This window comes from Salmonella sp. SAL04196, assembly GCF_046550835.1.
Taxonomy (GTDB): domain Bacteria; phylum Pseudomonadota; class Gammaproteobacteria; order Enterobacterales; family Enterobacteriaceae; genus Salmonella; species Salmonella enterica.
In genome coordinates, this window is the sequence record NZ_JBGDXE010000002.1 from 387,516 (window position 1) to 403,583 (window position 16,068).

The 16,068-nt window shown below is 51.4% G+C and carries 11 protein-coding genes, 1 pseudogene and 1 CRISPR repeat array; of the genes and pseudogenes, 8 read left to right on the forward strand and 4 right to left on the reverse strand.

Annotated features, from left to right (window positions below):
- Positions 1–140 precede the first annotated feature (140 nt).
- From pyrG to ACLJPE_RS11385, 4 genes are all read left to right on the forward strand, one after another.
- Complete coding sequence (gene pyrG, locus ACLJPE_RS11370) at positions 141–1,778, forward strand: glutamine hydrolyzing CTP synthase (protein WP_000210864.1); 1,638 nt, start codon at positions 141–143, stop codon at positions 1,776–1,778.
- 82 nt (positions 1,779–1,860) lie between these two features.
- Entirely contained in the window at positions 1,861–3,159 is a 1,299-nt protein-coding gene (gene eno, locus ACLJPE_RS11375) for a phosphopyruvate hydratase (RefSeq protein ID WP_000036734.1), read from the forward strand.
- 135 nt (positions 3,160–3,294) lie between these two features.
- Positions 3,295–3,966: a 7-carboxy-7-deazaguanine synthase QueE gene (gene queE / locus ACLJPE_RS11380; protein ID WP_001199956.1), complete on the forward strand. Its 672-nt coding sequence runs from the start codon at positions 3,295–3,297 to the stop codon at positions 3,964–3,966.
- A 193-nt stretch (positions 3,967–4,159) separates the two neighbouring features.
- Positions 4,160–4,634: direct repeats of the CRISPR family, unit length 29 nt; unit sequence GTGTTCCCCGCGCCAGCGGGGATAAACCG.
- 97 nt (positions 4,635–4,731) lie between these two features.
- Positions 4,732–5,529 (forward strand): MBL fold metallo-hydrolase, encoded by a 798-nt coding sequence (locus tag ACLJPE_RS11385; RefSeq protein WP_001522969.1) that lies wholly within the window; start codon positions 4,732–4,734, stop codon positions 5,527–5,529.
- A gap of 87 nt (positions 5,530–5,616) precedes the next feature.
- Here the strand turns inward: ACLJPE_RS11385 and queD are convergent, their stop codons facing one another.
- On the reverse strand, positions 5,617–5,979 hold the full coding sequence (gene queD / locus ACLJPE_RS11390) for a 6-carboxytetrahydropterin synthase QueD (RefSeq protein ID WP_000108313.1): 363 nt from the start codon (positions 5,977–5,979) through the stop codon (positions 5,617–5,619).
- A gap of 435 nt (positions 5,980–6,414) precedes the next feature.
- On the opposite strand from queD, the gene cysJ reads away from it, so the two are divergent.
- The 3 genes from cysJ (at position 6,415) to cysH (ending at position 10,736) form a co-directional block, all read left to right on the forward strand.
- Positions 6,415–8,214 carry an NADPH-dependent assimilatory sulfite reductase flavoprotein subunit gene (gene cysJ, locus ACLJPE_RS11395; RefSeq protein ID WP_023207768.1) on the forward strand — a complete coding sequence of 600 codons (1,800 nt, stop codon included), beginning with the start codon at positions 6,415–6,417 and terminating at the stop codon, positions 8,212–8,214.
- The gene (gene cysI, locus ACLJPE_RS11400; RefSeq protein ID WP_023207767.1) at positions 8,214–9,926 is read left to right on the forward strand and encodes an assimilatory sulfite reductase (NADPH) hemoprotein subunit; all 1,713 of its coding nucleotides are present in this window, start codon (positions 8,214–8,216) and stop codon (positions 9,924–9,926) included. Before cysJ ends, cysI begins: the two co-directional genes overlap by 1 nt.
- 75 nt (positions 9,927–10,001) lie before the next feature.
- Positions 10,002–10,736, forward strand: coding sequence for a phosphoadenosine phosphosulfate reductase (gene cysH, locus ACLJPE_RS11405; RefSeq protein ID WP_000080397.1), 735 nt, complete (start codon positions 10,002–10,004; stop codon positions 10,734–10,736).
- Positions 10,737–10,823: 87 nt separating this feature from the next.
- Here the strand turns inward: cysH and sopD are convergent, their stop codons facing one another.
- The 3 genes and pseudogenes from sopD to ACLJPE_RS11420 form a co-directional block, all read right to left on the reverse strand.
- On the reverse strand, positions 10,824–11,777 hold the full coding sequence (gene sopD, locus ACLJPE_RS11410; protein ID WP_023207766.1) for an SPI-1 type III secretion system effector SopD: 954 nt from the start codon (positions 11,775–11,777) through the stop codon (positions 10,824–10,826).
- Between the two features lie 383 nt (positions 11,778–12,160).
- A pseudogene (cas3, locus tag ACLJPE_RS11415) lies at positions 12,161–13,753 on the reverse strand (CRISPR-associated helicase Cas3'); the annotation flags it as partial.
- Between the two features lie 101 nt (positions 13,754–13,854).
- Positions 13,855–14,901 carry an aminopeptidase gene (locus ACLJPE_RS11420; protein WP_000490483.1) on the reverse strand — a complete coding sequence of 349 codons (1,047 nt, stop codon included), beginning with the start codon at positions 14,899–14,901 and terminating at the stop codon, positions 13,855–13,857.
- A 250-nt stretch (positions 14,902–15,151) separates the two neighbouring features.
- Between ACLJPE_RS11420 and cysD the strand changes: the two genes are divergently transcribed.
- Positions 15,152–16,060: a sulfate adenylyltransferase subunit CysD gene (gene cysD / locus ACLJPE_RS11425; RefSeq protein WP_000372384.1), complete on the forward strand. Its 909-nt coding sequence runs from the start codon at positions 15,152–15,154 to the stop codon at positions 16,058–16,060.
- Positions 16,061–16,068 lie beyond the last annotated feature (8 nt).

Below are 16,068 nucleotides of genomic sequence, written 5' to 3' on the forward strand. Positions count from 1 at the left end.
ATTTTCTCCCTCCCTGTGTGAATGTCAGCCTGACGAAGAGGAGGAATAATGAAAGTTTGTGGCGTAGGTCATGTTCGGGTATACTGCTTTCCCGTCCTGGTTATTCCATCGTCTTTTAAACCTAACTTCTCAGGTTCCGCATGACAACGAACTATATTTTTGTGACCGGCGGGGTCGTATCCTCTCTGGGTAAAGGCATTGCCGCAGCCTCCCTCGCAGCCATTCTGGAAGCCCGTGGTCTCAACGTGACCATCATGAAACTGGATCCGTACATCAACGTTGATCCGGGTACTATGAGCCCAATCCAACACGGGGAAGTGTTCGTTACTGAAGACGGCGCTGAAACCGACCTGGACCTGGGGCACTACGAGCGTTTCATCCGCACCAAGATGTCTCGCCGCAACAACTTCACGACTGGCCGTATCTACTCCGACGTTCTGCGTAAAGAACGCCGTGGCGACTATCTGGGCGCAACCGTACAGGTAATCCCTCACATCACTAACGCGATTAAAGAGCGCGTGCTGGAAGGCGGCGAAGGCCACGATGTGGTACTGGTGGAAATCGGCGGTACCGTCGGTGATATCGAATCGCTGCCGTTTCTTGAGGCGATTCGTCAATTGGCGGTAGATATCGGTCGTGAACACGCGCTGTTTATGCACCTGACGCTGGTACCTTACCTGGCGGCTGCGGGCGAAGTGAAAACTAAACCGACTCAGCACTCCGTGAAAGAGCTGCTGTCTATCGGTATTCAGCCCGATATTCTGATTTGTCGTTCCGACCGTGCGGTTCCTGCCAACGAGCGTGCAAAAATTGCATTGTTCTGTAATGTGCCGGAAAAAGCCGTTATTTCAATGAAAGATGTCGATTCCATTTATAAAATTCCGGGCCTGTTGAAATCTCAGGGGCTTGATGATTATATTTGTAAACGATTCAGCTTGAACTGTCCGGAAGCTAACCTGTCTGAATGGGAACAGGTCATTTACGAAGAAGCGAACCCGGCAGGCGAAGTGACTATCGGCATGGTCGGCAAATATATTGAACTGCCGGATGCCTATAAGTCGGTGATCGAAGCGCTGAAACACGGTGGTCTGAAAAACCGCGTTACCGTCAACATCAAATTGATCGATTCGCAAGATGTTGAAACGCGCGGCGTCGAAATTCTGAAAGATTTGGACGCTATCCTGATCCCCGGCGGCTTCGGCTATCGTGGCGTTGAAGGTAAAATCGCCACTGCGCGCTATGCGCGTGAAAACAATATTCCTTATCTGGGCATTTGCCTGGGGATGCAGGTTGCGTTGATTGAGTTCGCTCGTAACGTGGCCGGCATGGACAACGCCAACTCAACGGAATTTGTGCCAGACTGTAAGTACCCGGTTGTGGCGTTAATTACCGAGTGGCGCGATGAAGACGGTAACGTTGAAGTCCGTAGCGAGAAGAGCGATCTGGGTGGCACCATGCGCCTGGGTGCGCAGCAGTGCCAGCTTAGCGATGACAGTCTGGTACGTCAGTTGTACGGCGCGTCGACGATTGTTGAACGTCATCGCCATCGTTACGAAGTCAACAATATGTTGTTGAAACAAATTGAAGCAGCGGGTCTGCGTGTCGCAGGCCGTTCCGGTGATGATCAGTTAGTCGAGATCATTGAGGTACCGAATCATCCGTGGTTCGTGGCCTGTCAGTTCCATCCGGAATTTACTTCCACGCCGCGTGATGGACATCCGTTGTTCGCCGGCTTTGTTAAAGCCGCCAGCGAGCATCAGAAACGTCAGGCGAAGTAAAAAAGTTAGAACAGCGGTGCACCCTAAGCGGTGCACCGTTTGTCTGAAGTTTTAGTTTAACTAGTGACTTGAGGAAAACCTAATGTCCAAAATCGTTAAAGTCATCGGTCGTGAAATCATCGACTCCCGTGGTAACCCGACTGTTGAAGCTGAAGTACACCTGGAAGGTGGTTTCGTAGGTATGGCGGCGGCTCCGTCAGGTGCTTCTACTGGTTCCCGCGAAGCGCTGGAGCTGCGCGATGGCGACAAATCCCGTTTCTTGGGTAAAGGCGTAACCAAAGCTGTTGGCGCGGTTAACGGCCCGATCGCTCAGGCTATTCTTGGCAAAGACGCTAAAGACCAGGCTGGCATCGACAAAATCATGATCGACCTGGACGGTACTGAAAACAAATCTAACTTCGGTGCAAACGCCATTCTGGCTGTCTCTCTGGCTAACGCCAAAGCTGCTGCTGCCGCTAAAGGTATGCCGCTGTACGAGCACATTGCTGAACTGAACGGCACTCCGGGCAAATACTCCATGCCGGTTCCGATGATGAACATCATCAACGGTGGCGAGCACGCTGACAACAACGTCGACATCCAGGAATTCATGATCCAGCCGGTTGGCGCGAAAACGGTTAAAGAAGCCATCCGTATGGGTTCTGAAGTTTTCCATCACCTGGCAAAAGTGCTGAAAGGCAAAGGCATGAACACCGCTGTGGGTGACGAAGGCGGCTATGCGCCGAACCTGGGCTCCAACGCGGAAGCACTGGCTGTTATCGCTGAAGCGGTTAAAGCGGCTGGTTACGAGCTGGGTAAAGACATCACCCTGGCGATGGACTGCGCAGCATCTGAATTCTACAAAGATGGTAAATACGTTCTGGCTGGCGAAGGCAACAAAGCGTTCACCTCCGAAGAATTCACCCACTTCCTGGAAGAACTGACCAAACAGTACCCGATCGTTTCCATCGAAGATGGTCTGGACGAGTCTGACTGGGACGGTTTTGCATACCAGACCAAAGTACTGGGCGACAAAATCCAGCTGGTTGGTGACGACCTGTTCGTAACCAACACCAAAATCCTGAAAGAAGGCATCGAGAAAGGCATCGCTAACTCCATCCTGATCAAATTCAACCAGATCGGTTCTCTGACCGAAACTCTGGCTGCAATCAAGATGGCGAAAGACGCTGGCTACACTGCTGTCATCTCTCACCGTTCTGGTGAAACTGAAGACGCTACCATCGCTGATCTGGCTGTTGGTACCGCTGCAGGCCAGATCAAAACCGGTTCTATGAGCCGTTCTGACCGCGTTGCTAAATACAACCAGCTGATTCGTATCGAAGAAGCGCTGGGCGAAAAAGCACCGTACAACGGTCGTAAAGAGATCAAAGGCCAGGCGTAATCCTGCTTTTACCTCTTAACGTATAAACCCGCTTCGGCGGGTTTTTTTGTATCTGTTCAATAGCGCAGCCGCTGTGCATGACCGGGCAGACGAAATCTGCAATAATTAACGATTATCCCCTTAACAGAGAACGCTATGCAGTACCCGATTAACGAGATGTTCCAGACCCTACAAGGCGAGGGTTATTTTACCGGCGTCCCCGCTATTTTTATTCGTTTACAAGGATGTCCGGTCGGCTGTGCCTGGTGTGATACTAAGCATACCTGGGATAAACTGAGCGATCGGGAAGTGTCTCTGTTCAGCATTCTGGCAAAAACCAAAGAGAGCGACAAATGGGGTGCTGCGAGCAGTGAAGATCTGCTGGCGGTGATTAATCGTCAGGACTATACCGCGCGTCACGTTGTCATCACCGGTGGCGAACCCTGTATTCACGACCTCATGCCGCTCACCGATCTGCTTGAAAAGAGTGGTTTTAGTTGTCAGATTGAAACCAGCGGGACGCACGAAGTGCGCTGTACGCCTAACACCTGGGTAACGGTTTCACCAAAAGTGAATATGCGCGGAGGATATGACGTGCTTTCCCAGGCGCTGGAGCGCGCCAATGAAATCAAGCATCCCGTTGGGCGAGTTCGTGATATTGAGGCGCTGGATGAACTGTTAGCCACGTTGAGCGATGATAAACCGCGCGTGATTGCTTTGCAGCCCATTAGCCAGAAAGAAGACGCGACGCGTCTGTGTATTGAAACTTGTATTGCGCGTAACTGGCGTTTGTCGATGCAAACACATAAATATTTAAATATTGCCTGATGCATTACTAATTTTACGGACGGCCTGCCGATGCCGTCTGTGAGTCATCCATTAAAGAAAAAATCATTCTATGAACTTTTTTGCATCAAAATCAGCAAATTAGCTGTTCTTTAATAATTTAAATTGTTGCGATTATGTTGGTGGAATGTGGTGATGATAAAAAGTGCTTTATAAAGAACGATATACGTTTAGTGTGTTCCCCGCGCCAGCGGGGATAAACCGACGACGTCCGCCCGGAGGCGCTGCGACGTTTTGTGTTCCCCGCGCCAGCGGGGATAAACCGTGCCAGCGGGGATAAACCGTGCCCTTTCCGCCGACTCACCGACGCGCCCGGGTGTTCCCCGCGCCAGCGGGGATAAACCGGAGTTTATTTCCCATCCCTAACAGCCGGTTAAGTGTTCCCCGCGCCAGCGGGGATAAACCGGCTTACGAAGTTCTTTACCTGTACTTGGCGCAGTGTTCCCCGCGCCAGCGGGGATAAACCGACGTGGCGCGGGATCATACCGTGGGATAAAACGTGTTCCCCGCGCCAGCGGGGATAAACCGCTGCTGGGTGTCGTCAGTTATTTTATCCAGCAGTGTTCCCCGCGCCAGCGGGGATAAACCGCGTTAAACGTTCCGTAAGCGCAAAGGCTAGTAGTGTTCCCCGCGCCAGCGGGGATAGCCGTTGCATAATCATAATCTGTGTACCAGTAATGGCTGGTACAAACCTGTAAAGTAAAAAGGCCGCGTTTTTCCGGGGAGGCTTTTATACAGGAGAAGGCCATGGCGTTAAGGATCAGGGTATTGCTCGAAAATCATAAGGGAGCTGGAGCGGATAAATCGTTGAAGGCCCGACCAGGATTAAGCCTGTTGGTCGAGGATGAGTCTACGTCGATCTTGTTCGATACCGGCCCTGATGGCAGTTTTATGCAAAACGCGTTGGCGATGGGTATCGACCTGTCCGATGTGTCTGCTGTGGTGCTTTCGCATGGTCATTACGATCATTGCGGCGGCGTGCCATGGCTTCCTGATAACAGTCGAATCATCTGCCATCCCGATATTGCGCGCGAACGTTATGCGGCAATGACTTTTCTCGGTATTACCCGAAAAATAAAAAAATTGTCATGTGAGGTGGACTATTCACGCTACCGAATGATGTACACGCGTGACCCCCTGCCGATTGGCGAAAACTTTATCTGGTCAGGGGAAATACCAGTGGTCGCGCCTGAAGCCTACGGCATTTTTGGCGGCCACGATGCGGAGCCGGACTCTATTTTGGATGAGGGCGTACTGATTTACCAGTCGGCAAAAGGATTAGTCATCATTACGGGATGCGGGCATCGGGGAATCGCAAATATTGTCCGGCACTGTCAGAACATTACCGGTATAAAGCGGATTTACGCGCTTGTCGGCGGATTTCATCTCCGTTGCGCATCACCGTTCACGCTGTGGCGAGTCAGGCGCTTTCTGCAAGAACAAAAACCTGAAAAACTATGCGGTTGTCACTGTACAGGGGCCTGGGGGCGGTTGTGGCTACCGGAAATAACCGCACCTGCAACCGGTGATGTGCTGCGCTTTTAACACCGCGCTGGACAATGTTTTCACTGATAAAACGTCGTGTGGATAGGCTGGAATCAATCTGCCATCCAGCCCACGCGTTAATAAACCTTATTCGCCGCGATAGACGCAGCCGGCTGTACAGGTCTCTTTCACCATCACGGCGCTCAGTAGCGGCACGACAGGTTTAACCTGATCCCAAATCCATTTTGCCAGCACTTCGCTGGTGGGATTGGACAGCCCTGGAATATCATTCAGATAGTAGTGATCAAGACGATCGTAAGTAGGTTTAAACGCCGCTTTGAGATCCGCGAAATCCATAATCCAACCGGTATGCGGATCGACTTCACCGGTAATTTCGAGACGCACCATAAACGAGTGTCCGTGCAGGCGGCCGCACTTATGCCCTTCAGGCACGTGAGGCAGGCGGTGAGCGGCTTCAAAGGTGAAATCTTTATACAACGTGGTGGACATGATGAACTCTCAGGCAATAAAAAAACCGCCGTAGGGTACCGGAAAGCGCATTTTTTATCATTAACTAAAACCATTCTCCGCCTTGTGACGGGCAATTAATTTAAGAATTTCCAGAAAATTCAATAATTATCAATCAATTATAAAATCGATTTTGGCGTTAATCACGATAACTAAAACAGGTTAGTTCATTTGGTTATTTGTTATTTCCAACCCTTCTTTAATTGTTATTCCTCTCACCGTTAACCTTATCCTCAGTTTGGGATTTATCGCTTATACACTTCATCCTTCAAGCCGCATCTGTGTTGACTGCGTTTACTCACCCCAGTCACGTATTTATGTACGCTCCTGGGGCGCGATCAGCTTACAGTCTGGGCTACAGCGAACTTGAATGATTTTGTGTATAGATCCGCTTTGCTTACTGGAACATAACGACGCATGACGACACCGGCTCCACTGACTGGGTTGCTTCCGCTTAATCCGGAGCAACTGGCGCGCCTTCAGGCCGCGACAACCGACCTTACTCCCGAACAGCTTGCCTGGGTCTCCGGCTATTTTTGGGGCGTACTGAACCCGCGCTCAGGCGCTGTTGCCGTCACGCCTGTTCCTGAGGGGAAGATGCCGGGGGTTACGCTTATCTCCGCTTCGCAAACCGGCAATGCGCGTCGTGTGGCGGAAGCGCTGCGTGATGATCTGCTGGCGGCCAACCTTAATGTGACACTGGTGAACGCCGGCGACTACAAATTCAAACAGATTGCCAGTGAAAAACTGTTGGTGATAGTGACGTCCACCCAGGGAGAAGGCGAGCCGCCGGAAGAGGCTGTCGCGCTGCATAAATTCCTGTTCTCCAAAAAAGCGCCGAAACTGACCGATACCGCGTTTGCCGTATTTAGCCTTGGCGATACATCCTATGAATTCTTCTGCCAGTCCGGAAAAGATTTCGACAGCAAACTGGCGGAACTGGGCGGTGAACGTCTGCTCGACCGTGTCGATGCTGACGTTGAATATCAGGCAGCTGCCAGCGAATGGCGCGCCCGCGTGGTTGATGTTCTGAAGTCCCGCGTACCTGTCGCGGCACCTTCGCAATCCGTCGCTACTGGCGCGGTAAACGACATCCACACCAGCCCCTATACCAAAGACGCGCCGCTGACCGCGACCCTCGCCGTGAATCAGAAAATCACCGGTCGCAACTCGGAAAAAGACGTTCGCCATATTGAGATTGATTTAGGCGACTCCGGTCTGCGTTACCAGCCGGGAGATGCGCTGGGTGTCTGGTATCAGAACGATCCCGCGCTGGTCAAAGAGATCGTGGAATTGCTGTGGCTGAAAGGCGATGAGCCGGTGACGGTTGATGGTAAAACCCTGCCGCTCGCCGAAGCGCTGGAGTGGCACTTCGAGCTGACGGTGAATACCGCCAACATTGTTGAGAACTACGCGACCCTGACGCGCAGTGAGTCGCTGTTGCCATTAGTGGGCGACAAAGCGCAGCTCCAGCACTACGCCGCGACCACGCCCATTGTTGATATGGTGCGTTTCTCTCCGGCGCAGCTCGACGCTGAAGCATTAATCGGCCTGCTGCGTCCGCTGACGCCGCGTCTGTACTCCATCGCCTCCGCGCAGGCGGAAGTCGAAAGCGAAGTACACGTAACCGTCGGCGTCGTGCGCTACGATATTGAAGGCCGCGCCCGCGCGGGTGGTGCTTCCAGCTTCCTCGCCGACCGCGTGGAAGAAGAGGGCGAAGTGCGCGTGTTTATTGAACACAACGATAATTTCCGCCTGCCAGCTAACCCGGAAACGCCGGTGATTATGATTGGCCCAGGTACGGGTATCGCGCCGTTCCGCGCCTTTATGCAGCAACGCGCCGCCGACGGTGCGGAAGGCAAGAACTGGCTGTTCTTCGGTAACCCGCACTTCACCGAAGACTTCCTTTATCAGGTTGAATGGCAGCGTTACGTGAAAGAAGGCGTGCTGAACCGGATCGATCTGGCCTGGTCCCGCGATCAAAAAGAAAAAATCTACGTACAAGACAAACTGCGCGAACAGGGCGCGGAGCTGTGGCGCTGGATCAATGACGGTGCCCACATTTATGTCTGCGGCGACGCCAGGCGTATGGCCGCAGATGTCGAAAAAGCATTGCTGGAAGTGATTGCTGAATTCGGTGCAATGGACATCGAAGCGGCGGATGAATTTTTAAGTGAGCTGCGCGTCGAGCGCCGTTATCAGCGAGATGTCTACTAATGAGCGAAAAACATCCAGGCCCACTGGTGGTCGAAGGTAAACTGTCCGATGCCGAGCGCATGAAGCTGGAAAGCAACTACCTGCGCGGTACCATTGCGGAAGATCTGAACGACGGTCTCACCGGCGGTTTTAAAGGCGACAACTTCCTGCTAATACGCTTTCATGGCATGTATCAGCAGGATGACCGCGATATTCGCGCCGAGCGTGCGGCGCAGAAGCTGGAGCCGCGCCACGCGATGCTGCTGCGCTGCCGCCTGCCGGGCGGGGTGATTACTACGACGCAATGGCAGGCGATCGATAAATTCGCGGCGGATAACACGATTTATGGCAGTATCCGTCTGACCAACCGCCAGACCTTCCAGTTCCACGGCATTCTGAAGAAGAACGTTAAGCCGGTGCACCAGATGCTGCATTCGGTCGGGCTGGACGCGCTGGCGACCGCCAACGACATGAACCGTAACGTGCTGTGTACCTCTAACCCGTACGAGTCTCAGCTGCATGCTGAAGCCTACGAGTGGGCGAAGAAGATCTCCGAACATCTGCTGCCGCGTACTCGCGCCTATGCGGAGATCTGGCTCGATCAGGAGAAGGTGGCGACCACCGATGAAGAGCCGATCCTCGGTCAGACCTATCTGCCGCGTAAGTTCAAAACCACGGTAGTGATCCCGCCGCAAAACGATATCGATCTGCACGCCAACGACATGAACTTTGTGGCGATTGCCGAGAACGGCAAGCTGGTCGGCTTTAACCTGCTGGTGGGCGGCGGTCTGTCTATTGAGCATGGTAATAAGAAAACGTATGCCCGTACCGCGAGCGAGTTTGGCTTCCTGCCGCTGGAGCACACCCTGGCGGTGGCCGAAGCGGTAGTGACTACGCAGCGCGACTGGGGTAACCGTACCGACCGTAAAAACGCCAAAACCAAATACACCCTTGAGCGCGTGGGACTGGAGACGTTTAAAGCGGAAGTCGAGCGTCGCGCGGGGATCACATTTGAACCCATTCGTCCGTATGAATTTACCGGGCGTGGCGACAGGATTGGCTGGGTGAAAGGCATTGATGATAAATGGCACCTGACGCTGTTTATCGAAAGTGGCCGCATTCTGGACTATCCGGGGCGTCCGCTGAAAACCGGCCTGCTGGAGATCGCGAAGGTTCATCAGGGCGAGTTCCGTATTACCGCTAACCAGAACCTGATTATTGCCAGCGTGCCGGAAAGCCAAAAAGCGAAGATCGAGACGCTGGCGCGCGACCACGGGTTGATGAATGCGGTGAGCGCGCAGCGTGAAAACTCAATGGCCTGCGTGTCGTTCCCGACCTGCCCGCTGGCAATGGCGGAAGCCGAGCGTTTCCTGCCGTCGTTCACGGACAAAGTGGAAGCGATTCTGGAAAAACATGGCATTCCTGATGAGCATATCGTGATGCGCGTGACCGGTTGCCCGAACGGCTGTGGCCGCGCGATGCTGGCGGAAATTGGCTTAGTAGGGAAAGCGCCGGGTCGCTACAACCTGCATCTTGGCGGCAACCGTATTGGGACACGTATCCCACGGATGTATAAAGAAAACATCACCGAGTCGGATATTCTGGCCTCGCTGGATGAACTGGTTGGGCGCTGGGCGAAAGAGCGCGAAGCGGGTGAAGGCTTCGGCGACTTTACGGTGCGTGCGGGCATCATTCGCCCGGTGCTCGATCCCGCGCGTGATTTCTGGGAATAACCTGAATTGCCGGATGGCGTCTGTGTAGGCCTGATAAGCACAGCGCCATCAGGCAAGGCAAACAGTGAGGAACTTATGTCCCAACTCGATCTCAACGCATTGAATGAACTGCCAAAAGTCGATCGCGTACTGGCGTTGGCGGAAACCAACGCCCAACTGGAAACGCTAACTGCCGAAGAACGCGTGGTCTGGGCGCTGGAAAATCTGCCCGGCGAATACGTGCTCTCCTCAAGCTTTGGCATCCAGGCGGCGGTGAGCCTGCACCTGGTGAACCAGATTCGCCCGGATATCCCGGTGATCCTCACCGATACCGGCTATTTGTTCCCGGAAACCTATCAGTTTATTGATGAGTTAACGGACAAACTTAAACTCAACCTGAAAGTTTACCGCGCGGGCGAAAGTCCGGCCTGGCAGGAAGCGCGCTACGGCAAACTGTGGGAGCAGGGCGTTGAGGGCATTGAGAAATACAATGACATCAACAAAGTCGAGCCGATGAACCGGGCGCTCAAAGAGTTAAACGCGCAGACCTGGTTTGCCGGTCTGCGTCGCGAGCAGTCCGGTAGCCGCGCGCATTTACCCGTTCTCGCTATCCAGCGCGGCGTGTTTAAAGTGCTGCCGATTATCGACTGGGATAACCGCACGGTTTACCAGTATCTGCAAAAGCACGGTCTGAAATACCATCCGCTGTGGGATCAGGGCTATCTGTCGGTGGGCGATACACATACTACCCGCAAGTGGGAGCCGGGCATGGCGGAAGAAGAGACACGCTTCTTCGGACTGAAGCGCGAGTGCGGGCTGCATGAAGGGTAATTGTCCTTACGCGGTATAATTATACTTGCTGCTATGAAAAATCCGGCAGGCAGCCGGATTTTAAATTAGTTATTTTACTGACTATCTTTATGTCAGTAATATATTACGACTGCACCCATCTTTACCAATGTGCAAAGAACGTTCATGCGTTAGATATATCTTTTCAAGAATTACATCAATAAACATTTTTTTTGCATGATAGTCGTTATAATCCTGATTAAGTTTTTTTAAAAAACCAGAATTTGTTGGTTTAAACTCTGCAAACGGTGAATAGCTATGTAGTAAATAGGAGATGCACGGATGCATCATGCTAAAAGCGACTTCACCTTGTACCTCCTGATAACCTATTTTGCAAAACTGAGTCGTAGGCTCAAAGTTACCGGCATTAATACAGGCCAGCATCGATTTTTCATCTGCAGTAAGTGAGTCCTGCCATTCGACAAGCGGGTGGTCTGGAGCCTCTGCGGGACGCATCATCTCATAAACCGTCGCTTTGATTTGTGCATTGCCCGTCACTTCTTTTCGTAGAGTAGAAATCGACTCCTGAAGTAATTCCGGGTGCCAGGTCATCTTCGAACCAATCACCTCACATATTTGTAAAAATAACTGTCTCTCCTCTCTACTCATAGATTCTATCACTGTATCATCTGATATATTGAGGATGTCCTTAATATTGCTTTGGCTGATCATCGTGTCGCCGACCATAAGTAAAAATTGTGTCTGAGAGGCATCCATCTTGATAGTAAACAGATCCTGATGAGCCGGGCAGGCCAGATGTTGTAGCCGTTTAAAGGCGTAAATTTTATTTATATCCTCTACGTTAACTTCCATCTCTCCAGGTTCACCACGGCCCTGACCGTGAATGATGGAGTGTAACACTTCCAGCGCATGGTCCTTTTTTTCCGCTCTAAAATGATCCTGGACTTTATCCCAGCCCCCCATATGGATTGCTTTTTCTTTATCTGCGCTTAACAGATGAGCAAGCCGACTTTCATTAAGCGTATAATTTTGATGATTACCGAAGCTTAAAGTGACTGGCATAATATTTTCCTTCAAATTTATATTATTCAATATCCGGAGTAAAATATATCGTTCAATTCTCTCTTTTTTATTAAACAGACAAGGTTTACTACAGGAGAGAATTTGAACGGCATTATAAATACAGCACATTTAGTGTTGGCAATCCTTTATGGTGACGATAATTCAGACAAAAGGTAGATGATTCGCCGCAAATGGTCGTTTTTTTAAATTTTGGTTTGTCATGAATGGTGTTGATGCTGAGAGATAAAGTATGATGAAATGAAGTAGTTAAATTTAATTAATTAAGGGTATTCATGGAAATGGATGTAGATAGAGAAGCTACAAAGATTTTGGTGAATCTAATGTAATAACTTCTCTATACAACGGAGTTAGAATAATACCCGTTATCCAACCAATCCAAAACGTTTACTATAATAGCTAGCTTCTCCGGCATCAGATACCAGCACAACCTGTCCGGAAGGGCGATGGTGGCGTTTTCTGAAACAGGCTAATGTTTCCTCATCTGGACATTGGAATGTACCAGAATTTTTTTGCCACCATGATTTTCGGACGGATAAGCGACTTTTTTCCCAGCAGAAATCTATTTCATCAACTAAAGGGCGTAGCTGTCCATCAATGTCTTTTCTGGCGAGATAAACATCAACACTCTCTTCACCCAGACGGGTAGAAAATTCTCTATCTTTATCCCATAAAAAGTCGCTGGCTTCTCGATCGTAACCGAGATCGTAACGTAATAAATTTTGCGCAGCCACTGAACGTTGGCTAAGGACTTTGCCAAAGGCAACGTTAGAGATCGTCTGCAAGCCTGCTGGCGCAGCAATTTTCTGCTCGTATACGCCGTCAACGAGTGCTCTGGCATTATCCGGCATACGGATCTCACCATGTTGACGCAGCAGCGCCTGTGTACGCCACAGGCAGGCATGATCGGCGTAAACAAAGCCGGTACCTTTTAGCTCTTGCCCCAACCAGCCCTCTTCTGCCTGCTCCTGCCAGTGAGGGGCCAGAATATGCAATACTGGTGGCTGGCGTTCATCCGGAAGCGTAGATTTTCGTTGCCCATGGGCATCGCGGATATGGCGTTGCAGGCGACCGGCGCGCTGGATCAATAAATCAATCGGCGCCAGATCGGTGATCATCCAGTCAAAGTCCAGATCGAGACTTTGTTCAACGACTTGTGTGGCGATTAATACCTTACCACGTCGTTCAGAAACGGGGGCATTGTTACCAAACCAGTTTAACGTTTTATTTTCAATAGCAATACGATCGATAAAAGCAAAACGGCTGTGGAAAAGCAAAAGATCCTGCTCTGGAACGATTCCCTCGTGTAGCAACTGCTGGTAAGTGTCCAGCGCATCATCAACCGTGTTGCGGATCCAACAAATGCACTGTCCGGTTGCCACAACGCGATAAATAATGTCCAGTGCTTCCTGGCGCTGCTGTATCCAATTAACGGCTACAGTCCTTTGGACTTCGGGACGTGTGGCCAGTGGTTGCTCTAACAGACCGGAGGAAGTGAGGTGGCTTAACCATGGATAACCCGCGTTATCGCTACCACCAGCGCTCATAAATCCCGCGCCATCGCTAAACGCATTAAGTAATTTTTCCCGTAAAGCGGCGGGAAGAGTGGCGCTCAGAATAATAGCGCTACCGCCCTGGGCGGCATGGAAGCGCAATAAACCTTCCAGCAATTTAACCATATAACCATCATAGGCGTGCACTTCATCCAGCAGCAGGATTTTGTCGCGCATCCCTAGCAATCGGAGCGATTGATGGCGAAAAGGCATCACCGCCATTAAGAGTTGATCCAGCGTACCTACGCCGACTTCCGCCAGCAGCGCTTTTTTGCGTGAATCTGCAAACCAGGTATGGCACTCAGTAGTCGCGTTGCCATCATCACGGGCATAATCTTCAGCTATATTTTCTGTTGGCTGCCAGATGGATTGTCGGAAAGAGTCCGACATTTCTCGCCCACCGTGTTCCCCGCGCCAGCGGGGATAAACCGCCCTAACGGATTAGGTAGTAACCTGAAACAGGGTGTTCCCCGCGCCAGCGGGGATAAACACGTTTCACCAGCATATCAGGACGTTTTTTCCGCCTTCGCCAGCTCTTTTACCAACGGCAGCATTATCCGCACTACATCGCGGCTACGGCGCTCAATCCGCCCTGGCAGCGCCTTGTCAATATGCTGTTGATTATCAAGCCGTACGTCGTGCCAGCTATTACCGTTCGGGAAGGAGGCATTTTTCACGCGTTGCTGGTATCCGTCTTTTTTACCCAGATTCCAGTTCGTCGCCTCAACAGAAAGCACCGATATTCCCGCTTTATCGAAAACCTCCGCATCATTACAGCAACCCGTTCCTTTGGGGTAGGATGGATTGCGTCCCGGATTGGTGTTGGCGGCGATACCATAACGGCGCGCAATCACTAATGCCCGATCGCGGGTCAGTGTACGCACCGCTTCCGGCGTATTTTTCCCGCTATTAAAATAGAGCTTGTCGCCAACAATCAGGTTATCGAGATTAATGACCAGCAGCGTATTTTTCTTCTCAGCGTCACTCATTCGTTTGAGTAAATTTTCCGCGCCTAGCTTTCCCTCTTCTTCCCCGCTGGTGGCGATAAAACGAATCCCATAATGGGTCGGTATATCTTTCAGACGCGCCGCCAGTTCCAGCATAACGCCTAATCCCGCGGCATTATCATCCATTCCCTGTAACGTTAAACCGCCCAGATTGGCATCGACATCAGCGTCGCTCTGCGGAGCGTAGGTATCTAGATGCGCCATAATGATGATCTGCTGCGGCACGCGCCCTTCATGGGCGGCGATGACCGTACTGCCCGTCACGTTATGCCAGTTTTTGCGATTATCCTTCGTGGTATAAATAAATCGGCTATTAAACGTTCGAATATCGCTTTGGTATCCCATCTGGGTAAATTGTTGGCGTAAATAATCGGCAGACAACATCTCGGCGGGGGAGCCCGTCATTCTCCCGGGAAAAAAGGTGGCGATATGTCGTGCCTGAGTATTCGCTATTTCACCAGGCCCTGGTGATGCTGCTTGTGCAGGAAGGATAAAGCCTACGCCGAGCGCCAGAATGACGGCAAAGCGGCGCGTTGCGGAAAACATAATGAGTCCTTAAATACAGAACAAAATTTTACGTGGCTAGTATGAAACCGCGATCGTGTTAATACAATTTCATTTGCTCCTAAATGCTGGCAATCCGGTACGTTAAGCATTTTTTGATATTGGTTTTTGGGCCGCGTTATTCCTTTGAGGAACTACTCATTCCAATTCGTCATTTCATTCACTCTCCTGCGCTCCCTATAGTCGTGTAATCGAAATGTTTAGCAAAAAACGGTATTGCAAAGGAACGGTTATGGATCAAAAACGACTCACCCACCTGCGGCAACTGGAGGCGGAAAGTATCCACATTATCCGTGAAGTGGCAGCGGAATTCGCTAATCCGGTCATGCTGTACTCCATTGGTAAAGACTCCAGCGTCATGCTGCATTTGGCGCGTAAGGCGTTTTATCCGGGTACGTTACCGTTCCCGCTATTGCACGTTGATACCGGTTGGAAATTCCGTGAGATGTACGCCTTTCGCGATCGTACCGCCAACGCATACGGCTGCGAATTGCTGGTACATAAAAATCCGGAAGGCGTGGCGATGGGCATCAATCCGTTCGTTCACGGTAGCGCTAAACACACCGACATTATGAAAACCGAAGGGTTAAAGCAGGCGCTGAATAAGTACGGTTTTGATGCCGCGTTCGGCGGCGCACGGCGCGATGAGGAAAAATCCCGCGCGAAAGAACGTATTTACTCCTTTCGTGACCGTTTCCATCGCTGGGACCCGAAAAATCAGCGGCCAGAGTTGTGGCGTAACTATAACGGTCAGATTAATAAAGGAGAAAGTATACGCGTCTTCCCGCTCTCCAACTGGACAGAGCAGGATATCTGGCAATACATCTGGCTGGAAAACATCGACATCGTGCCGCTGTATTTGGCTGCTGAACGCCCGGTTCTGGAACGTGACGGCATGTTGATGATGGTGGATGACGATCGTATCGACCTCCAGCCTGGCGAAGTCATCAAAAAAAGGATGGTGCGCTTCCGTACACTTGGCTGTTGGCCGCTCACCGGGGCGGTGGAATCCCACGCGCAAACGCTGCCGGAAATTATCGAAGAGATGCTGGTTTCTACCACCAGCGAGCGCCAGGGAAGGATGATTGACCGCGATCAGGCGGGGTCGATGGAGCTTAAAAAACGTCAGGGGTATTTCTAAGGAGCCGC